General features: G+C 71.2%; 17 protein-coding genes. 9 read left to right on the forward strand and 8 right to left on the reverse strand.

Translation table 11 applies throughout. From position 1 onward, the window contains the following. Positions 1-226 precede the first annotated feature (226 nt). The 5 genes from G6038_RS03605 to G6038_RS03625 all read left to right on the forward strand — a co-directional run bounded on the left by G6038_RS03605 (position 227) and on the right by G6038_RS03625 (position 7,749). Positions 227-1,687: a benzaldehyde dehydrogenase gene (locus G6038_RS03605; protein WP_165035959.1), complete on the forward strand. Its 1,461-nt coding sequence runs from the start codon at positions 227-229 to the stop codon at positions 1,685-1,687. A gap of 51 nt (positions 1,688-1,738) precedes the next feature. Continuing rightward, positions 1,739-3,064 carry an MFS transporter gene (locus G6038_RS03610; RefSeq protein ID WP_165035960.1) on the forward strand — a complete coding sequence of 442 codons (1,326 nt, stop codon included), beginning with the start codon at positions 1,739-1,741 and terminating at the stop codon, positions 3,062-3,064. Positions 3,065-3,288: 224 nt separating this feature from the next. Next, complete coding sequence (locus G6038_RS03615) at positions 3,289-4,224, forward strand: LysR family transcriptional regulator (protein WP_161996756.1); 936 nt, start codon at positions 3,289-3,291, stop codon at positions 4,222-4,224. A gap of 135 nt (positions 4,225-4,359) precedes the next feature. Further along, positions 4,360-5,700, forward strand: coding sequence for an MFS transporter (locus G6038_RS03620; RefSeq protein ID WP_165035961.1), 1,341 nt, complete (start codon positions 4,360-4,362; stop codon positions 5,698-5,700). Positions 5,701-5,703: 3 nt separating this feature from the next. Further along, a complete protein-coding gene (locus G6038_RS03625; protein ID WP_165035962.1) occupies positions 5,704-7,749 on the forward strand; it encodes an FAD-dependent monooxygenase in 2,046 nt (681 codons plus the stop codon). Between the two features lie 64 nt (positions 7,750-7,813). On the opposite strand, the gene G6038_RS03630 is transcribed toward G6038_RS03625, so the two are convergent. The 5 genes from G6038_RS03630 to G6038_RS03650 all read right to left on the reverse strand — a co-directional run bounded on the left by G6038_RS03630 (position 7,814) and on the right by G6038_RS03650 (position 11,922). Continuing rightward, positions 7,814-8,836 carry an alpha/beta hydrolase family protein gene (locus G6038_RS03630; RefSeq protein ID WP_165035963.1) on the reverse strand — a complete coding sequence of 341 codons (1,023 nt, stop codon included), beginning with the start codon at positions 8,834-8,836 and terminating at the stop codon, positions 7,814-7,816. A gap of 407 nt (positions 8,837-9,243) precedes the next feature. Next, positions 9,244-9,774: a flavodoxin domain-containing protein gene (locus G6038_RS03635; protein ID WP_165035964.1), complete on the reverse strand. Its 531-nt coding sequence runs from the start codon at positions 9,772-9,774 to the stop codon at positions 9,244-9,246. A gap of 39 nt (positions 9,775-9,813) precedes the next feature. Then, entirely contained in the window at positions 9,814-10,662 is an 849-nt protein-coding gene (locus G6038_RS03640) for an alpha/beta hydrolase (RefSeq protein ID WP_346772735.1), read from the reverse strand. Continuing rightward, positions 10,659-11,186 (reverse strand): flavodoxin domain-containing protein, encoded by a 528-nt coding sequence (locus G6038_RS03645; protein WP_165035965.1) that lies wholly within the window; start codon positions 11,184-11,186, stop codon positions 10,659-10,661. Before G6038_RS03645 ends, G6038_RS03640 begins: the two co-directional genes overlap by 4 nt. Positions 11,187-11,268: 82 nt before the next feature. Continuing rightward, positions 11,269-11,922 (reverse strand): SDR family oxidoreductase, encoded by a 654-nt coding sequence (locus G6038_RS03650; RefSeq protein ID WP_165035966.1) that lies wholly within the window; start codon positions 11,920-11,922, stop codon positions 11,269-11,271. 159 nt (positions 11,923-12,081) lie between these two features. Between G6038_RS03650 and G6038_RS03655 the strand changes: the two genes are divergently transcribed. Both G6038_RS03655 and G6038_RS03660 read left to right on the forward strand, forming a co-directional pair. Then, on the forward strand, positions 12,082-12,789 hold the full coding sequence (locus tag G6038_RS03655; protein ID WP_165035967.1) for a gamma-glutamyl-gamma-aminobutyrate hydrolase family protein: 708 nt from the start codon (positions 12,082-12,084) through the stop codon (positions 12,787-12,789). A gap of 88 nt (positions 12,790-12,877) precedes the next feature. Further along, positions 12,878-13,525 (forward strand): dihydrofolate reductase family protein, encoded by a 648-nt coding sequence (locus G6038_RS03660; protein ID WP_165035968.1) that lies wholly within the window; start codon positions 12,878-12,880, stop codon positions 13,523-13,525. Between the two features lie 10 nt (positions 13,526-13,535). Here G6038_RS03660 and lhgO read toward each other — a convergent pair whose 3' ends face one another. From lhgO to G6038_RS03675, 3 genes are all read right to left on the reverse strand, one after another. Then, entirely contained in the window at positions 13,536-14,741 is a 1,206-nt protein-coding gene (lhgO, locus tag G6038_RS03665) for an L-2-hydroxyglutarate oxidase (RefSeq protein WP_165035969.1), read from the reverse strand. A gap of 96 nt (positions 14,742-14,837) precedes the next feature. Beyond that, a complete protein-coding gene (locus G6038_RS03670) occupies positions 14,838-16,034 on the reverse strand; it encodes an FAD-dependent monooxygenase (protein ID WP_165035970.1) in 1,197 nt (398 codons plus the stop codon). Between the two features lie 39 nt (positions 16,035-16,073). After that, on the reverse strand, positions 16,074-17,327 hold the full coding sequence (locus G6038_RS03675; protein ID WP_165035971.1) for an aromatic acid/H+ symport family MFS transporter: 1,254 nt from the start codon (positions 17,325-17,327) through the stop codon (positions 16,074-16,076). A 48-nt stretch (positions 17,328-17,375) separates the two neighbouring features. Here G6038_RS03675 and G6038_RS03680 point away from each other — a divergent pair, with 48 nt between their 5' ends. Continuing rightward, positions 17,376-18,218, forward strand: coding sequence for an IclR family transcriptional regulator (locus tag G6038_RS03680; protein WP_165035972.1), 843 nt, complete (start codon positions 17,376-17,378; stop codon positions 18,216-18,218). A 125-nt stretch (positions 18,219-18,343) separates the two neighbouring features. Further along, a complete protein-coding gene (locus G6038_RS03685; protein WP_006939100.1) occupies positions 18,344-19,414 on the forward strand; it encodes a cupin domain-containing protein in 1,071 nt (356 codons plus the stop codon). The last annotated feature ends 5 nt before the right edge of the window (positions 19,415-19,419 follow it).

The raw sequence follows: 19,419 nt of genomic DNA on the forward strand, positions 1-19,419 counted from the left end.
TCACCGGCTAATTCTGCTTTTCACGCCATTGTGACGTGACCCATACTTCAGGGGCCAACGGAGGGCTCGCTCCCCGACACGGAGCGAGCGTCCCGCCTCGTCCGGCCGCATCGGCGGTCGCCTCACCCCCGGCCGCCTCGGCGGTCCCCTCATTCAGGGCCGCGCCCGCCGCGTGCCCCCGCTTCGCCCGCCGGCCGGTCCGGCACCCGTACACAAGGAGTTCGTGATGGCACTTCTCGACGAATCCATCTGGCAGGGAATGATCTTCGCCGGAGACTGGATCCCCGGCGGCGCCGGTGAGATCAAGGTCGTCGAACCGGCGACCGACGCGACGCTCGGCAGCGTCGGCCTCGCCGACGAGGGCGACCTCGAACGCGCCGTCGACCGTGCCGTCGCGGCCCAGCGCGACTGGGCGGCCCGCCCGCACACCGAACGCGCCGCCGTGCTGCGCCGCGCCGGCGACCTGTGGCAGCAGCACGCCGACGAGATCGAACGCTGGATCATGCGCGAGTCCGGCTCCCTGCGCCCCAAGGCACAGCTCGAGACGCACGTCGCGGCGCAGGAGTGCTTCGAGGGCGCGGCCCTGCCCTCGCACGCGCTCGGCGAGATCCTGCCCAGCGAGGCACCGCGCCTGAGCATGTCGAAGCGGGTGCCCGTCGGTGTCGTCGGTGTCATCGCCCCGTTCAACTTCCCGCTGATCCTCGCCATCCGATCGGTCGCGCCGGCGCTCGCCCTCGGCAACGCCGTGATCCTCAAGCCCGACCCGCGTACCGCCGTCTGCGGCGGCGTGGCCCTCGCCCGCATCTTCGAGCAGGCCGGCCTGCCCGCCGGAGTCCTGTCCGTGCTGCCCGCCGGCGCGGACGTCGGCGCCGCCCTCGTCGACGACCCGCGGGTGCCGGTCATCTCCTTCACCGGGTCCACCCCGGCCGGCCGCGCCGTCGGCGCCGCCGCGTCCCGCAACCTCAAGAAGGTCCACCTCGAACTCGGCGGCAACTCCGCGATCGTCGTCCTCGACGACGCCGACCTCGCCGCCACCGTGGCCGCCGGGGCCGCCGGTTCCTTCCTGCACCAGGGCCAGGTGTGCATGACCACCGGCCGGCACATCGTGCACGAGTCCGTCTACGACGAGTACGTCGCGCAGCTCGCCGCCAAGGCCGAGGCGCTGCCCGTCGGCGACCCGGTCACCGAGCAGGTCGCGCTCGGACCGATCATCGACCACGGCCAGCTCGAGAAGATCCACGCTCTGGTCACCGCGTCCGTGGACGCCGGCGCCCGCCTCGTCGCGGGCGGCACCTACGAGGGCCTGTTCTACCGCCCCACCGTCCTCGCCGACGTCCCCGCCGGCGCCCCCGCCTACGCCCGGGAGGTGTTCGGGCCCGTCGCCCCCGTCGTGAAGTTCTCGACCCTCGACGAGGCCGTGGCCCTGGCCACCGACACCGAGTACGGGCTGTCGCTCGGCATCTTCACCCGCGACGTCGGCAAGGGCCTCGCCCTCGCCGAGCGAATCCCCACCGGCATCGCCCACATCAACGACCAGACCGTCGGCGACGAGGCGAACATCCCGTTCGGTGGCCTCGGCGCCTCGGGCAACGGCGCCCGATTCGGCGGTGCCGCCAACAGCATCGAGGCGTTCACCGAGTCGCGCTGGATCACCGTCCGCCGCGACGTGCCCGTCTACCCCTTCTGAGCGGCCCCGCCGACCGGATCTAGCATCGTCCTCGCAGAGTAAGGACCCACCATGACCCTCGCAGACCCAGAGCGCGCCGCCATCGTCGCGCCGGCGGAGCGGAACAAGGACATCCGTCGCGTCGTGTTCTCGAGCTACCTCGGGAGCACCGTCGAGTTCTACGACTTCATCCTCTACGCGACCGCCTCCTCGCTCGTGTTCGGCCCCGTGTTCTTCGCGAACCTCAGCCCCGGCCTCGCGCTGATCGCCTCCTACGCGACCTTCGCCATCGGCTACCTCTCCCGCCCCCTCGGTGGCATCGTCTTCGGCCACTTCGGCGATCGCATCGGCCGCAAGAAGATGCTCCTGCTGTCGATGACGATCATGGGGGTGGCCTCCTTCCTCATCGGCCTCGTCCCGGCGATACCCACCTGGGGCGCCGTGATGCTGATCCTGCTGCGTGCGGTGCAGGGCGTCGCGATCGGCGGCGAATGGGGCGGGGCGGCCCTGATGTCGCTCGAGCACGTCAAGGGCCGCCACCGCGGCTTCGCGGCGGCGTTCACCAACGCCGGTGGCCCCACCGGCGCCGTGCTCGGCACCGTCGCCCTCTCGCTCGCCGCTCTCCTGCCGGAGGACGACTTCCTCTCGTGGGGCTGGCGCGTCCCGTTCCTGTTCTCGGCCGTCCTGCTCGCCGTCGGCCTGTTCGTGCGGGCCCGCATCGCCGAGAGCCCCGTCTTCGAGGAGGCGCTGCGCGCCGCCGAGGCGAAGAAGGACCGGAGCACGGAGACCATCCCGCTGGTGACGATCCTGCGCGCGCCGCGCACCCTGATCCTCGCCGGACTGGTGTGCACCGCGCCGTTCGTGATCCAGGCCCTGTTCTCGACGTTCGTGATCACCTACGCCGCCGAGAACGGTGTGTCCCGCTCACAGGGCCTCACCGCCTTCGCGATCTGCCAGTTCGTCGCGATCTTCGGCATCCTCGGCGCCGCCCGGCTGTCGGACACCTACGGGCGCAAGCCCGTCATGATGACCGGCTTCGTCGGCATGGTCGTCCTGGCGTGGCCGCTGTTCCAGCTCGCCTCGTCCGGCAACTTCCTGTTGGTCGTGCTGGCCTTCGTGATCGCCTGCTCGGTCCTGCAGTCGCTGACGTTCGGCCCCATGCCGGCGTTCCTCGCCGAGCAGTTCGGCACCCGCGCCCGCTACACCGGCGCCTCCCTCGGCTACCAGATCGGCAGCCTCCTCGGCGCCGGCTTCACCCCGGTCATCGTGGCCTCGCTGTACGCCGGCTCCGGCACCATCGGCAGCGTGATCGTGTACCTGATCGCCGGCTGCGCCCTCAGCGCCGTGGTCCTGGCCCGGTTCGTCAAGGAGAGCAAGGACGTCGACCTGAGCGCCTGATCCGCGCCACCGGCGAGGCCGGGCACCGCACGGGTGCCCGGCCCCGCCGCGCGTAGTCGACGTCGAGCGGGACGTCGCGCTGCTGCGCACCCGCCTGACCGGCGCGGGCCCGTGGGAGCGGGAGGTTGCCGCGACCACCGGGCTGTCGTTGCGGCATCCGTCGAGTGGCACCGGCGACAACCTCCGCTGGGGACGAAAGGCTCCCGCTCGATACCGTTGCCCGCATGACCCGTCCCGACTCGGTGCCCAACTTCACCATGCGCCAGCTCGCCGCGTTCGTCGCGGTCGCCGAGACGGGAACGATCGCCGGCGCCGCCGAGCGGCTGCACCTGTCGCAGTCCGCGCTGTCCGCGGCGCTCACCGACCTGGAGAAGTCGCTCCAGACGCAGCTGGCCGTGCGACGGCGGGCCCGCGGCGTGCAGCTGACGGCGATGGGGGAGGCGGTACTCGCCCGCGCCCGGGTGCTGCTGCACCAGGCGAGCGAACTGCAGGCCGACGCGGTGGGGGAGGGCGGCGGCGTGGCCGGCCCCGTCGCCATCGGGTGCTACCCCGCCCTCGGGCCGACGGTGCTGCCCGCGCTGCTCGCCGGCTTCACCCACCGCTTCCCGCGCGCGCGGGTCGAGTTCCGGGAGGACACCCAGAACCGGCTGCGCACCCAGCTCGACAACGGCGAGCTCGACCTCGCGATCGTCTACGACCTCGAACTGTCCGCGGAGTGGCGCAAGGCGACGCTGATGACGCGCGAGCCGACGGTGCTGCTCGACGCGAACCACCGTCTCGCCGGCGGGGACGGCCCGGTGCGGCTGGCCGACCTGCGCGACGACCCGATGGTGCTGCTCGACGCGCCGCCGAGCAGCAACCACGCGATGGAGGTGTGCCGGGGCGCCGGGTTCGCGCCGCGCGTCGCCTACCGCACCTCCAACTACGAGACGGCGCGGGCCTTCGTCGGCCGCGGCCTGGGGTGGACCCTGCTGCTGCAGCGACCCCCGCTCGACGTGACGTACGAGAACCTCCCGCTCGTCGTCAGGCCACTCGTCGATCCGGTTCCCGACTCGGTCGACGTGGTCGTCGCCTGGCATCAGGACTCGATGCTCAGCCGGGTGACACGAGCGTTCATTCACTTCGCATCCACCGGAGGGACACCCACCGCGAGACCCTGACCTGCGGTGATCCGAAGTACCACGGAATTTCCGGGGTATCAGCACGAATAGTTGCGCTTTTCAACCGCTTGTGATGGGGGTCATGCTTGCCCGGTCCGCCGTGACGCGGGCCGTATCGTGAAAGGCAAGCAACACATGACGATTACCGCACCGGCACCGTCGCCGGAGGTGCTGCAGCGCAAGGCCCGCAAGGCGGCGCTCGGCAGTTTCGTCGGCACCGCGATCGAGTGGTACGACTTCTTCATCTACGGCACCGCCGCCGCCCTCGTGCTCGGGCCGCAGTTCTTCCCCGGCACGTCCGAACTGGCCGGCACCCTCGCCGCCTTCGCGACCCTCGCCGTCGGCTTCGTGGCCCGCCCCATCGGCGGCATCGTCATGGGCCACTTCGGCGACCGCGTCGGCCGCAAGTCGATGCTCGTCACCTCGCTGCTGCTGATGGGCTTCGCGACCGTCGCCATCGGTCTGCTGCCCAACTACGCCGCCATCGGCGTCGCCGCCCCGATCCTGCTGGTGGCCCTGCGCTTCGTCCAAGGCCTCGGCGTGGGCGGCGAATGGGGCGGGGCGGTCCTCGTCGCCACCGAGAACGCCCCGGTCGGCAAGCGCGGTCTCTACGGCGCCGCACCCCAGATCGGCGTTCCCGCGGGCGTCCTCCTCGCCAACCTCGTGTTCCTGCCGCTGACGGCCGTCCTCGACGACGCCGCGTTCGCGGACTGGGGCTGGCGCGTGCCGTTCCTGCTCAGCGCCGTCCTCGTCGGCGTCGCCATGTGGATCCGGCTCGGGCTCGAGGAGAGCGCCGACTTCGAGAAGAGCCGGGACGCGGCCGGGGACGTCAAGCTCCCGCTCGCCGAGGTCCTCGTCAAGCACTGGAAGACCGTGCTGCTCGCCGGCGGCACCTTCGTCGCCACCAACGGCATCGCCTACGCCTACATGGTCTACGTCCTCAAGTACGGCGAGTCGCAGCTGGGCTTCGGCAAGTCGACGATGCTGTTCCTGCTCATCGCCTCGTGTCCGTTCTGGATGGCCGGCATGGCGATCAGCGCCTACAAGTCCGACATCGTCGGCCGGCGCCGCGTCTACATCGTCAGCTCGATCGCCCTCGTGATCGTCGCGGCACTGTTCTTCCCGCTGATGGACACCGCGATCCTGCCCGTGATGCTCGTCGCGATGATCACCCTCGGCTTCGTCCTCGGCGCCTGCGCCGGACCGCAGTCCGCCCTGTTCGCCGAGCTGTTCCCCGCCCACATCCGCTACAGCGGCGCGTCGCTCGGCTACCAGATCGGCGCGATCCTCGGCGGCGGCCTCGCCCCCATCGTGGCGACCTCCCTCTTCGCGGCCTTCGGCACCTCGCTCGCCGTCACCGCGTACTTCGTGCTGATCGCGCTCGTCAGCCTGATCAGCATCCTCCTTCTCCGCCATCCCCACGACCCCTCGGTCGGGGTGGCGCAATCCCATCGGTCCGAGCAGGAAGTGGCCTGAGGCATGTCGACCTATTACCAGCCCCCCAAGTACCCCGCATCCGACTTCGCGTCGATGCAGCCCGATGCCGAGGCGCTGCCCGTCGTCGTGGTCGGAGCCGGACCCGTCGGCATGGCCGTCGCCCTCGGTCTCGCGCAGCGCGGCATCCCCGTGACGATCCTCGAGGCGGCGGACCAGGTCTCCTTCGGCAGCCGCGCCATCTGCATCTCCCGGCACAGCCTCGAGGCCGCCGCACGCCTCGGCTTCGGCGCCGAGCTCGAGAAGATCGTCCTGCCCTGGGTCGGTGGCCGCAGCTTCTACCGCGACCAGCAGGTGCTGCACTTCCGGATGCCGCAGCGCGAGTTCGACGTGCGACCGCCGATGATCAACGTCTCGCAGTCCGAGTACGAGCAGATCGTCGTCGACACCCTCGAACAGAACCCCCTCATCACGCTGCACTGGCAGGCGAGCATCGCCGGCATCCTCCGTGGCGACGACGAGGTCACCCTGGAGGTCGACACCGCGTTCGGCAAGCGTCACCTGCGCGCCGCGTGGGTCGTCGCCGCCGACGGTGGCCGCAGCCGCATGCGCGAGCTCGCGGGTCTGCGCCTCGAGGGCACCAACTACGAGGGCCGCTACGTCATCGCCGACATCCACTGGGAGTCGGACCTGCCCGCCGAGCGCATGGTCTGGTTCGATCCGCCGAGCAACCCCGGCTCGACGATCATCATGCACAAGCAGCCGAAGAACATCTGGCGCATCGACTACCAGCTCGACCCGTCCGAGGACGCGGAGATCGAGACCCAGGAAGACGCCATCCGGGCCCGCATCACCAAGCACCTCGACTGGCTGCAGAACGACCTGCCCTGGACGCTCGAGTGGCACGGGTTCTACAGCGCCCGCGCCCTCGCGCTGCGCGAGTTCACCCACGACCGCATCCTCTTCGCCGGCGACGCCGCGCACCTCGTGCCGATCTTCGGCGTGCGCGGCCTGAACTCCGGCATGGAGGACGCCGAGACGCTTGCCTGGCAGCTCGCCGCCGTCGTCCACGGCAACGCGGACGCCGCGCTGCTGCAGGCGTACTCGATCGAGCGGCACGACGCGTGGGAGCAGAACGTCGCGAACGCCGGCAAGTCCACGCTCATCATGTCCCCGGGAACCCACGGCTACCGCACCACCCGCGACGCGGTGCTCGCGCTCGCCGTGGGCCGCCCCAAGTTCGGTGAACTGATCAACCCGCGTCAGTCCAGCGCCACCCATGCTCGCCTGTCGCCGCTGACCTGGCCGGTCGCGGAGGGGCTGACCGGGGTGCTGCCCGGTGACCCCGTCGAGGACCGCCGCGTGCGGGTCGTCACCGCCGACGGCAGCACCGCATCCTCGCTCAACGTGGTCCGCGGCACCGGCTTCGCCGTCGTGGGCTTCGGCCTCGACGCCGCCGGCGGCGCCGCGCTCGCCGCGGCCACCGCCGACCTCGCCGATGCGCTCGCGCCGGAGAGCGTGCGCGCTGTTGCCGTCGGCGGTGCCGACAGTCCTGCTGCCGTCGGCGGTGCCGACAGTCCTGCTGCCGTCGGCGGTGCCGACAGTCCTGCTGCCGTCGGCGGTGCCGACAGTCCTGCTGCCGTCGGCGGTGCCGACAGTCCTGCTGCCGTCGGCGGTGCCGCCGCCGACGGGGTCACGGTGCTCGACGCGCCCGACCTGGCCGAGGCGCTCGGCGCGACCGCGGGCGAGGCCTTCGTCATCCGCCCCGACGGCCTGCTGCTGTGCCGGGTGCCGGTCGCCGAACTGTCCGGCGTCGCGGCCGCGCTCCGCGCCGGCACGGCACCCGAGGGCCCGGCCGTCCCCGCCCGCCCCGCGCAGGTGCTCACCGACGAGGAGCAGCGCCGCGAGAACGTGTGGCTGGGTCTGTCGGATGCGCTCGATCAGGTGGACCCGTCCGACCGGGAAGGCTTCCTGGTCCGGCTCGCCCTGCAGCTCGGCTCGCAGGCCGGCCACCGCGAGTTCGAAGAGGCCATCGCAGCGGCGACCGACACGTCCCCGGTGCGCACCCAGGAACTGGCCCCACAGGCCTGAGTCCGTCCGACGACGGCGCCCCCGCCCGGCGATCCCGGACGGGGGCGCCGTCGCGCGTTGCGTGTCAGGCGCCGATGGAGGCGCCGAGCATCGGCCAGGCCCGGTGCAGGTCCTCCTGCCAGTAGCCCCAGGAATGGGTGCCCACGGGCCGGAAGTCGACGGTGGCCGGGATGCCGAGTTCGGCGAGCCGTCGGGCCAGCAGATGCGTGCATTCGTTGGTGGCGGCCTCGATGATGCCCCCGACGACGACCTGCTCGGCGAGGTTCGCCGGGTCGCCGGCGACGTTCGGATGATCGAGCCGGTCGTACGGACCGGGCAACCCGGTGCCGTTGGACAGGTAGATCTGCATCCCGCGCAGCTTCTCGGCGTTGACGTACGGGTCGTTGGCCACCCAGGCGGGGTCGCCTTCGGGGCCCCACATGTTGTCGGTGTCGCCGCCGCCGCGCACCTCGACGACGAGTTCGACGTAGGTCCGGCCGGGACGGGTGCTCGTCTGGGCGCAGCCACTGAAGGCGCCGACACCGCGGTACAGGCCCGGTGCGGATTCCGCGAGACTCAGCACGGATGTCCCCGACATCGACAGTCCCGCAATGGCATTCGCGCCGGTGGTGCCGAGCGCCGCGTTCACGATCGGCGGCAGCTCGCGGGTGAGGAAGGTCGTCCATCTGTTCCGGCCGAGGACCGGGTCGTCCTGCTTCCAGTCGGTGTAGTAGCTGAACGCGCCCTCGAGCGGCAGCACCACGTTGACGTCCTCGTCGGCGAAGAAGTCGGCCACGTCGGTGCGGTCGAGCCAGGTGAGGGTGCCGCCGTCGCCGCCGCCGGCGCCGGCGAGCAGGTACAGCACCGGGCGGGGGGCGCTCGTGTCCCGCGGCAGCAGCACCGCCACCGGAATCACGCGGCTCATCGACGCCGAGTACACGTACAGGGTGCGCTGCCGAGGGCTGTTGTCCTCGCTGCGCTCGAGGTACGAACCGCCGGCGCTCGGGGCCGGCTGCGCCGCCGCGGGTGCGGTCACGGCGAGCGCGGCGGCCGTCAGCGTCGCCGCGACGACTGCCGTCACTCGACGGAACGGTCTCGGACGGCGCATGGGATCACCTTCGGTCGGGACGGGATCATTCGATGCTACGACGCACAAGAGCCCGCACGGGGCATGTGCGGGCTCTTATGCGCCGGACGGTCAGCTGAGCAGATCCAGGATAAGTTTGAGCAGGTCACCGAGCTCGAGTGAACCGAGCAAATCTTGGAGGCTTGACATGAAATCTCCTTCATTTCTGTCTGTTCGGGCGGACTTTTCATGTGTAACACGAGTGTGGTTGAGGCGCAGGTAATTCGGATATCCATTGTCCTTTTTATTTGATATTCGGCATTTCGGCCGGTCAGGGGCAGGGAAGCCTGCAGATATGTGGGCGAGCATATTGTTCGGACGGCAGCCGGGGCGCGGGGATTCGGAATTATGTGCGATTCGCGAGGTCGGCCCGGAATGTGAATTACCGGCTACGGCCGGTCGATATTCCGGACGATCCGGGCGGCGAAGGCGTCGATGTCGGCCCAGTCCCGGTGATCACCGTACCGGCCGCCGGTCAGGCGGAACACCACCCGGCCCAGAGGCCCCGGCCACTGCTCCGGCTCGATCGCCCCGGCGAAGGCCCGGTACTCGCGCACGTTCGCCGTCGCCCGCAGCGCCGCCGCCACCTTCGGCTCCTTCATCTTCGGCCGCGCCCACCCGGCCAGCCGCGCGGAGATCATCGCGCTCGTCGCACCGATGGTCTGCACCGAGAACAGCCACGCGGGCTTCCCCGCGAGGTGCGCGCGGTGCAGATCCGCGAAACGTGCGGCGGGGGCGAGCCACTGCCCGTTGTGCACCGAACTGCCGAGCACGAGGGCGGCGTAGGCCGACGGATCGACCGGCTCGGCCAGATCCCGCAGGTCCGCGTCGTGCCCGGCCTCGGTGAGCCGCTGCGCGATCCGTTCGGCCACGCCGCGGGTCGCCCCGTATGCCGTCGTGTACGCCACCAATACCTTCACGTGAGCTCCCTCCGCCGACCCGTCCCGATGACGAGACGATTATCCGGCTGTGCCGGAGGGTGGCCGCCAGTTCCCTGGGAAGCCCGGCGCGTCGGGGGTGTCGAGAAAGCTCGACACGTCCCCCACGCATCGCTCACCCGTCATCACTCCCAGGTGGCCCACCCCGGGATGGACGAGCGCCCGGCCCCGCGGCACGGCGGCCGCGGCCTCCCGGAACAGCGCGGCGCCGTAGAAGCCGTCCCGGTCGCCGCCGATCACGAGCACCGGACACGACACCTCGGGCAGCCGGGCGGTCACGTCGAAGCGGTCCTCGGCCTCGGCCACGGCGAGGAAATCGTCGTACCCGTGCCGGGCGCCCGAGGGCTCGAGCAGCCATCCCAGCGCCCACAGCAGCCTGCGTGACCACCATCGCGCCCCCGTCGTCGCCGCGAGCTCCGCCATCGCCCGTCGTGGATGCCCCTCGCGCACGGCGGCCGCGGCCCGTCGCTGCACCTCGCGGCCCGGGCCGAGGCGGTGCGCCGACGCCACGAGCACCAACCTGCGCACCAGCGCCGGGTGGTCGAGAGCCAACTGGAGCGCGACGCTGCCGCCGGTCGAGACGCCCAGGACGTCGACCGGGCCGGGGAAGTGGTCGGGCATCGCCTCCGCGTAGTCGCGGGCGAGATCCGCCATGGTGGCTCCCGGCTGCAGGCCCGGCCGGCGGTTCACCCACCACACGCGGCGCGTCGTCGTCCAGGGCGCGATCTGCCCCAGCTGGAGGCGACGATCGAAGCCTCGGGGCTGCCGGTGGTGATTCGACAGGCCGGGCATGAACAGCAGGGGCGGACCCGTACCGGCGCACAGGTAGGGCATGCCCGAGTTCCAGATGCCCTCCTGTGCTGCGATCACGCCGCGTCCAGCGTCCGGGCGATGCTCCTCGCCCAGTCCTCGATCTCCGGCCAGTCTCGGAAATCGCCTTCGGGCAACACCTTTCGGCCGGCGGGTAACTTGCGCATCAACCGCGCTCCGACACCGAGCGTCTTCGGGTCGAGGGCGCCGAAGAACACGTGGTGCTCCCGTGGCGCGACCGCGTCGGTCAGCTCCGGCAGTTCCCGCGGGGCCGCGCCCTCCCGCACGTTCTGTCCCTGGTCGTCGACCTCGTCGGTGCCGAGCGGTCCGCTGGTGAACAGCCAGACCGGGCGGGCGACGAGTCCGTCGCGGTGCTCACGGACGAACGCGCTCGCCGCCTTCTCCCAGTGCCCCAGGTACGCGGAACTGCCGACGACGCAGGCGTCGTAGTCGTCCACCGACGCCGGAGCCGGCAGTTCCAGAGTGTCCGCCGCGTGCCCCTCGGTCCGGAGAACCTCGGCGATCCGCTCCGCGATGCCGGCGGTGGCGCCGTGCCGGCTTGCGTACGCAACGAGAACCTTCATGGCGGGTACCCCTGTCGTCGAGCTGTGCTCCTGCCGGCCCGTTCCACCATCGGCCCCGCCGGCGTCACCCGTCAAGCGCTCCTCAGCCGAGGGCGTCGAGGACGTCCTCGATCGGGGTGTCCCCGTTGTTGAACTCGATGGTGCGCCGCACCGTCGCGGGCCGGTGCAGCGCCGCGGCCGCGACCGCCGCCACGTCCGCCCGCGAGACCTGTCCCTTGCCGGCGTCCGGTCCGGTCTCGATCCGGCCGGTCGGCGGATCGAGGGTCAGCGCACTCGGGCCCAGGATCGTCCAGTCCAGGTCCGTGCCGCGCAGGTGCGCGTCCGCGGCCGCCTTCGCCTCGGCATACGCGTAGAAGCCGTTGTCCTCCGGGACGCCGTGGTCCGGGCCGGCCCCGAAGTACGACACCATCACGTAGCGGCGCACCCCCGCGCGCTCGGCCGCGGTCATCGAGGCGATCGCCGCGTCGCGGTCCACGGCGTACGTGCGCTGCGGGTTGCCGCCGCCCGCGCCCGCCGACCACACCACCGCGTCGTGACCGGACAGCAGCGGCACGAGTTCGTCGACGCCGAGGTGCTCGACGTCGGCCACGACGGGGGTCGCGCCCGCGGCGCGCACGTCGTCGGCGTGGTCGGGGTTGCGGATCACCGCGGTCACCTCGTCGCCGGCGTCGGCGAGCAGCTGCTCGAGGTGCAGGGCCACCTTCCCGTGGCCGCCGATGATCACGATCCGTGCCATGTCGAATCCTTCCCTCGCCGGCCCGCCCGTCGGGCCGCCTCTCACCATCGCACCACGGCGGCGGCGATCCGTGGGGGAGCACCGACCGGCGACGTTCGCTCACCGAACGTTCACGCTCCGGGCACCCGAGGTGCAACGTACAACGGGCATGCTGGGGCGATGAACCGTGTCGTCCTGGAACTCCGCCACGTCGAATGCGAGGGCCCCGCCGCGTATCTGCCGGTGCTCGAGCAGTACGCGCAGGTCCACACCGTCCGGCTCGGGCACGACCCGGTGCCCGCGGCCCTCGACTACGCCGCCGTCGTCGTGATGGGCGGCCCGATGGGCGTCGCCGACGCCGCGACGGTGCCGTGGCTCGAGGAGGAGATCGCCTACCTGCGGTCCGCCGTCGCCGCCGGCATTCCGGTGTGGGGCGTGTGTCTCGGCGCGCAGCTGCTCGCCGCGGCCCTCGGCGCCGACGTCCACACCGGCCCCGTCCCGGAGGTCGGCGTGGGCGAGGTGGAACTCGCGCACGCCTCGGCCGCCGACCCGGTGTGGGGCGAGCTGCCGTCCACCTTCCCGGTGCTGCAGTGGCACGCCGACACCTTCGACCTGCCGCCGGGCGCCACCCTGCTCGCATCGTCGCGGGCCTACCCGAACCAGGTGTTCCGGTACGGCAGCAGCTACGGCGTCCAGTTCCATCTCGAGACCGACGCCGACCAGCTCGGTGACTGGCTCGCGATCGACGAGTACCGGGCGTCGCTCGAGGCGGCCCTCGGGCCCGGGTCCGCCGACGCCGTCGCCGCCGAGCTGCGGTCGGTACAACCCGAGACCGTCGCGCACGCGACGGCCGTGATGAAGCGGTGGCTCGAGACGTACGTCGTGTGAGCGGTCGGACCCCCCGTGCGCCGATGAGTTCACCCGCCTCGCGGAGTCCGAATCTGTGCAATGCTGTCGACAGTGCAGGAGGTGCCCGGTGCATCAGCTGGTGAGGGTTCAGAACTTCGCCGTCTCGGGGGACGGTTTCGGGGCCGGGGAAGGCCAGAGCCTCGAGCGGCCGTTCGGGCACGCGGACCCCGGTGCGATGTTCGCGTGGGCCGGCGCGACCGCGAGCTGGCCCAACCGCACCGACCCGGGCGGGAGCCGGGGCCTCGACGACTACTTCACGCGGGACTTCGCCCGCAACATCGGCGCCGAGATCATGGGCCGGAACAAGTTCGGTCCGCAACGGGGGCCGTGGCAGGACCACGACTGGCGCGGCTGGTGGGGCGACGAACCCCCCTTCCACACCCCGGTGTTCGTGCTGACCCACCATCCGCGACCGTCGTTCACGCTGTCCGACACGACGTTCCACTTCGTCGACGGCGACCCGGCCACGGTCCTCACGCAGGCGCGGGAAGCGGCGCAGGGCAAGGACGTCCGGCTCGGCGGCGGGGCCACCACCATCCGGGAATTTCTCGACGCGGACCTCGTCGACACCATGCACGTGGCGGTCGTACCGGCGGTGCAGCTCGGAGCGGGAGTGCGCCTGTGGGAGTCGCCCGACGAACTGCTCGACCGGTTCCACCTCGAGGTCGTACCCAGCCCGAGCGGGGTGATCCACCACCTGTTCTGGCGACGGTGACACCGGGACGTCAGGTCTGCAGGCCCGCCCGCTCGAGCGCCGCCTCCACCAGGTACTCGGCGATCGCCATCGACGACGTCGCGCCGGGGGAGGGCGCATTGCGCAGGTGCACCACGCGCCCGTGCCCGGTGATGACGAAGTCGTCGACGAGCGAGCCGTCGGCGTCCATCGCCTGCGCACGGATCCCCCGCGGGCCGGGGAGCACGTCGGCGACGGTCAGTCCGGGCACGTACTTCGCGGCCTCGGCGACGAACCGCCGGATGCTCACCGCCGTGCGCAACTCCCGCATAGCGGCCGGGACGTTGCGTGCGGCGAACCTGCGGAACCCGGGGAAGAACACGGCGTCGCGCAGGTCACGCAGCGACCGCGACCGGCGGTCGTACGCCTCGCGGCCCGGCGCCAGGAAGGCGTTGGGCCCGACCATGATCGCACCGTCGATCCGTTTGGTCAGATGCACACCGAGGAACGGGTACCGCGGATCGGGCACCGGATAGATCAGTCCGCGCACCCGCCCGGCCACCTCGGGCCGCAGCAGGTGGTAGTCGCCGAGGAACGGCACGATCGCGGGTGTCGCGAGGTCCCCGGCGCCGTGGGCGAGCCGATCCGACTGCAGGCCCGCGCACGTGATCACCAGGTCGAAGCCGTCCGTGCCGGTGCCGGTGCCGACGAGCACCTCGTCGCCGCGGGAGCGGACCGCCGTGACGGGCGTGGCCAGCCGGACGGTGCCGCCCGCTGCGGTGACGTCGTCGGCGAGGGCGGTGGTCACCGCGACGTAGTCGACGATGGCGGTGTGCGGGGAGTGCAAGGCGGCGATGCCGCGCGCGTGCGGCTCGATGTCGGCGATCTCGTCGGGCCCGATCCGGCGGATCCCCGGCACCCCGTTGGCGACGGCCCGCTCGTGAATGGCGTCGAGCCGCCCGAGTTCACTGCCGTCGAGTGCGACGACGATCTTGCCGCACTCGTCGTACGGCAGGCCGCGGGCGGCGGTGAACTCGGCGAGCAGGTGCACCCCGCGCCGGCACAGGCGCGCCTTGAGGCTGCCCGGCGGGTAGTACAGCCCCGCGTGCACCACCCCGCTGTTGTGGCCGGTCTGGTGCGCTGCGAGCCGGGGCTCCTTCTCGAACAGCGTGACGTCGGCGCCGTGCATCGCCAGCTCGCGCGCGGTGGCGGCCCCGATGATCCCCCCGCCCACGACGGCGGCCCGCAGCGAACCCATGCGCGCCAGCCTACGAGCCGGCGGCCGAATGTCACACCGGTTCGATTCAATCGAACCGGTGTGACATTCGGCCGATCAGGCCGGCGACGGTGGGGGTCAGCGGTTGCGGTCGGAGCTGTAGCCCCAGAGCCAGTCGGTGTACTTGTAGCTCGACGTGTCGCGGGTGCGGAACAGCTCGTTGCGGGCCTCGCGGCCGGCACCGTCGAGGTGCCAGAGGTCGCCCCACATGCGGCCGGTGGTGAGGATGCGGTTGCAGCGCGGTGCGCGCTCGGCGTTGACGTCGCGCAGGATCTTCGGCCAGTTCGCGTTGTCGCCCCGGTAGTCCTCGGCGGCGTAGTCGGCCAGGCACTTGGCGTCCTCGAGCGCCATGACGGCGCCGGACGCGAGGTACTGCAGCGGCGGGTGCGCGGCGTCGCCGAGCAGGATCATGCGGCCGTCGACCCAGTTGTCGATCGGATTGCGGTCGAACATCGGCCACCAACGGTCGGTCCACAGGTACTTCAGCGCGGTCTGCACGCTCTCGTGGCAGTGGTCGTAGGCGTGCGCGAGCTCGTCCGGGCTGCCCCACTTCTCCTCACCGCGCAGGAATGCGGGCGACTGGAAGACGGCGACCTGGTTGAGCATCTCACCCTGGCGCAGCGGGTACTGGATGAAGTGGCAGCGCGGGCCGATGTAGCCGACGACGTCCTCGATCTCCTCCTCGAGCGGGACCTCGTTCATCGGGAACGTGCCGCGGAAGGCGACGTATCCGGAGCCGACCGGCTTGTCGTCGGACAGCTTCGGGCGCAGCCGTGAGTGCAGGCCGTCCATGCCGAGCGCGATGTCGCCGACGTGCTCCTCGCCGCTTTCGAGGACGACGCGGACCTTGTCGCCTTCGGTGACGACGTCGTGCACGGCGGCGTCGGTGCGCAGGTCGGCGCCGGCCCGGCGGGCGGCCTCGACGAGCACCGAGTGCAGATCGGAACGGTGGACGACGAAGTACACGCCGCCGTAGTGCTGCTGGTAGTCGTGGCCGAGGTCGACCTTGGTGAGGATCTCGGCGGTGACGGCGTCGCGGAAGACGAGGTTCTTCGGCAGGACACCCTTGGAGATGACCTCGTCGTAGACGCCGAGCGCCTGGAGGATGCGGGAGCCGTGCGGCCCGATCTGCAGTCCGGCACCCACCTCGCCGAACTCCGGAGCGCGCTCGAACAGCGTGACCTCGGCGCCCCTGAGGGCGAGGGCGAGGGCGTTGGCGACTCCGCCGATGCCGCCGCCGGCGATGAGAACTCGCGCGTCCTTCAGATCGGACATGACACTCCTTGTGGTCGGTAGATCGATATGACGAATGGATCAGTGGGCCATGATCGGGCCGCGCGGCGCGTCGTCGCTGACGGGGAAGCGCTTCCACACGACGGTCAGCAACAGCGAGGCGATCAGCGCGCTCACGGCGAAGAGGATGAAGTTCGAGTTCGCGCCCAGTCCGGCGGCGAGCAGCCAGCCGCCGATCTGCGGGGCGGCGACGGCACCGATCCGGCCGACGCCGAGGGCCCAGCCCAGCGCGGTGCCGCGCAGGTGGTCGGGGTAGTAGGAGGCCACCGCCGCGATGATGAGGCACTGCGTTCCGTGGGTGCCCACGCCGGCGAGCACGAAGATCGCGTACACCACCGCGGTGGGCGGGGAGAGCAGCAGGGCGAGCAGGGCCACGCCGGCGACGAACGCCGCGACGATGCTGGTGGGCACGGTGCCGAATCGCACGCCGCCCCACGCGGTGATGAACGAGCCGGCCACCGCGCCGAGATTCAGCGCCAGCGCGAAGGTCAGGGCGCTGCCGAGGTCGGTGCCCGTGTTCTGCATGAGCTTCGGCAGCCACGTGCCCAGCCCGTACCAGGCGAGCAGCGTCACCACGGTGACCAGGGCGAACATGATGCTGATGGTCCGGAACCTCGAGCCGAGCAGTTCGCGGAACCCGCCCCCGGTAGGGGTGTCCGTCTTGGAATGGGTGTTGGGGAGGTACTTCAGTGCCAAGGGCACGAGGACGAACAGGGGCACGAGAGCGAACAGGAACATCGGGCGCCAGCCCCAGTTCGGGATGACCGGGATGCCGAGCAGGGCCGCGATGGAGCCGCCGATCGGCACGCCGGACATCATCATCGTCGCGACGGCGGCGCGCCACCGCCGCGGAACGAGTTCGGCGGCCAGGGCGTTCGACGTCGGTACCAGGCCGCCGAGGCCGAGTCCGGCGATCAGCCGCATGGCGCCGAACATGATCGGACCGGTGGCGAAGGCGCAGAGCGTGGTGAACACCGACAGCACCACCACGCAGCCGATGACGGCCTGCTTGCGGCCGATCGCGTCGGACAGGCGCCCGGCGAGCACCGCGCCGATCATCATGCCGAGGAACGCGAGGCTGCCGAGGGTTCCGGCGGTCGCGGAGCTGATGCCCCACTCGTCCTGGAGGCTGGAGATGACGTTGCCGTAGACGATGAGGTCGTAGCCGTCGAAGACGACGAACAGCCAGCAGACGATCACGGCGAGCGCCGTGCCGCGGTGCAGGACGAGCGTGCGGTCGCCGGTGGCGGCGTCGGCGCCGGGGGAACTGTGCATGGTTCTACCGTGATGCGCCCCACTATGCGGGTGCAATAAAGTTCTGGTGTGCAGAAAAAAGCTGCGGCCTCGAAGAAGGCCTCGAAGACCATCACCCGGCCGTCGTATGCCCTGGAATCGGTGGACAACGCCCTGCGCCTGCTGCAGATGCTCCGCGACGTCGGTGCGCTGCGGCTCAAGGACGCCGCCGAGGAACTCGGAACGGCCCCGTCGACGGCGCACCGCCTGCTGTCGATGCTGGTGTACCGGGGGTTCGCCGTGCAGGACGAGAAGCGCCGCTACCACCCCGGCCCGGCGATGGGAGTGGGACCCGCGCAGCAGGGCTGGACGCGGGAACTCACCGAACTCTGCCGGCCGCACATGGAGGCGCTGGCGATCCTGACCGGCGAGACGATCAACCTCGTCATCCGGGTGGGGTCGCAGGCCCGGTTCCTCTACTCCGCGGAGTCCGAGTCGATGCTGCGGGTCGGCGACCGCCAAGGTCAGGTGCTGGCCGCCGAACTCACGGCCGGTGGCCGAATCCTGTTGGCGGAGTTGCCGAGACAGACACTGGAGCAGCTCTACCTGCGGCCGCCGGAGGAGCCGCACGTCGATCCGCGCCCGACGGTGGGCTACGGGGTGGACCGGCGGCTCGCCCCCGGCGAATTCGAGGTGTTCCTTACCGAACTGGAGGCGGCCCGCAGGGTGGGGTTCGCCGTCAACGTGGAGCAGACCGAGGAGGGGGTCGCCGCATTCGGTGTCGCCGTCCGCAACGGGCACGGGCGGGCGATCGCAGCGATCACGGCCGCGGTGCCGATCACGCGGTACCGCCAGCATCTGAACGGGTCCCTCGTCTCCCGGATGCGGGCGACGGTCCGGGGGATCGAGGTCGACGTCGCGCACATCGAATGACGCGGTCCGGGCCGGTCGGCGGGCGGTACGGAGATTCTGCATAGAAGAATTGTTTGTGCCGCGCACGGGCGGGCGACCTACGTTGAGAGCAACGCCGCATGTGTCCCGCTTCACGAGGAGAGGTCATGACCGCTACCGAGAACACCGATCCCGAGCTGCAGCAGCTCTACGCAGACTTCGAGACCGAGCACCTCAATCCGCTGTGGACCCAGCTGGGCGACCTGATGCCGATGGCCCCGACGTCCAAGGCCGTGCCGTTCGTGTGGAAGTGGTCGACCCTGTACCCGTTGGCCCAGCGGGCGGGCGATCTCGTGCCCGTCGGCCGCGGCGGCGAGCGGCGCGCCATCGCGCTGGCCAACCCCGGTCTCGGCGGCGTCCCCTACGTCACCCCCACGCTGTGGGCGGCGATCCAGTACCTCGGACCCAAGGAGACCGCGCCCGAGCACCGGCACTCGCAGAACGCCTTCCGGTTCGTCGTCGAGGGCGAGGGCGTGTGGACCGTCGTCAACGGCGATCCGGTGGCCATGTGCCGCGGCGACTTCCTGCTCACCCCCGGCTGGAACTTCCACGGCCACCACAACGAGACCGACCACCCGATGGCGTGGATCGACGGCCTCGACATCCCGTTCGTCCACTACACCGACACCGGGTTCTTCGAGTTCGGCTCCGACGGGGTGACCGACGAGTCCACTCCGGACGTCTCCCGCTCCGAGCGGCTGTGGGTGCACCCCGGCCTGCGCCCGCTCGTCGGTCTGGACGCCAAGTCCAGCTCGCCGATCGCGTGCTACCGCTGGAAGTACACCGACGCCGCGCTCAACGAGCAGCTCGCCCTCGAGGACGAGGGCTACGCCGCCACCCCGGAACCCGGCCACGCCGCCATCCGGTACACCAACCCGACCACCGGCGGCGACGTCATGCCCACGATCCGCGCCGAGTTCCACCGGCTGCGTGCCGGCGCGCACACCCGCACCCGGCGCGACGTCGGCTCGACCGTGTTCCAGGTCTTCGAGGGCGAGGGCCGCTTCCACCTCGGCGGCCGGGACCACACGGTCACCAAGGGGGACATGATCGTCGTGCCGTCCTGGGTGGAGTGGTCGCTCGAGACCGACGGCGGCGTCGACCTGTTCGCCTTCTCCGACGCCCCGATCGTCGAACGCCTGCACTTCAACCGCACCTACATCTCCGAAGGAGCCTGACCCGA

Origin of the sequence: Rhodococcus sp. 14C212 (assembly GCF_011058195.1) — a bacterium.
In the GTDB taxonomy this organism is placed as follows: domain Bacteria; phylum Actinomycetota; class Actinomycetes; order Mycobacteriales; family Mycobacteriaceae; genus Rhodococcus; species Rhodococcus aetherivorans.

Bases quoted from the DNA above. Each gene is read 5' to 3' on its own strand.
- G6038_RS03605 (WP_165035959.1), top strand. From the start codon at position 227: ATGGCACTTCTCGACGAATCCATCTGGCAGGGAATGATCTTCGCCGGA.
- G6038_RS03610 (WP_165035960.1), top strand. From the start codon at position 1,739: ATGACCCTCGCAGACCCAGAGCGCGCCGCCATCGTCGCGCCGGCGGAG.
- G6038_RS03615 (WP_161996756.1), top strand. From the start codon at position 3,289: ATGACCCGTCCCGACTCGGTGCCCAACTTCACCATGCGCCAGCTCGCC.
- G6038_RS03620 (WP_165035961.1), top strand. From the start codon at position 4,360: ATGACGATTACCGCACCGGCACCGTCGCCGGAGGTGCTGCAGCGCAAG.
- G6038_RS03625 (WP_165035962.1), top strand. From the start codon at position 5,704: ATGTCGACCTATTACCAGCCCCCCAAGTACCCCGCATCCGACTTCGCG.
- G6038_RS03630 (WP_165035963.1), bottom strand. From the start codon at position 8,836: ATGCGCCGTCCGAGACCGTTCCGTCGAGTGACGGCAGTCGTCGCGGCG.
- G6038_RS03645 (WP_165035965.1), bottom strand. From the start codon at position 11,186: ATGAAGGTTCTCGTTGCGTACGCAAGCCGGCACGGCGCCACCGCCGGC.
- G6038_RS03650 (WP_165035966.1), bottom strand. From the start codon at position 11,922: ATGGCACGGATCGTGATCATCGGCGGCCACGGGAAGGTGGCCCTGCAC.
- G6038_RS03655 (WP_165035967.1), top strand. From the start codon at position 12,082: ATGAACCGTGTCGTCCTGGAACTCCGCCACGTCGAATGCGAGGGCCCC.
- lhgO (WP_165035969.1), bottom strand. From the start codon at position 14,741: ATGGGTTCGCTGCGGGCCGCCGTCGTGGGCGGGGGGATCATCGGGGCC.
- G6038_RS03670 (WP_165035970.1), bottom strand. From the start codon at position 16,034: ATGTCCGATCTGAAGGACGCGCGAGTTCTCATCGCCGGCGGCGGCATC.
- G6038_RS03675 (WP_165035971.1), bottom strand. From the start codon at position 17,327: ATGCACAGTTCCCCCGGCGCCGACGCCGCCACCGGCGACCGCACGCTC.
- G6038_RS03685 (WP_006939100.1), top strand. From the start codon at position 18,344: ATGACCGCTACCGAGAACACCGATCCCGAGCTGCAGCAGCTCTACGCA.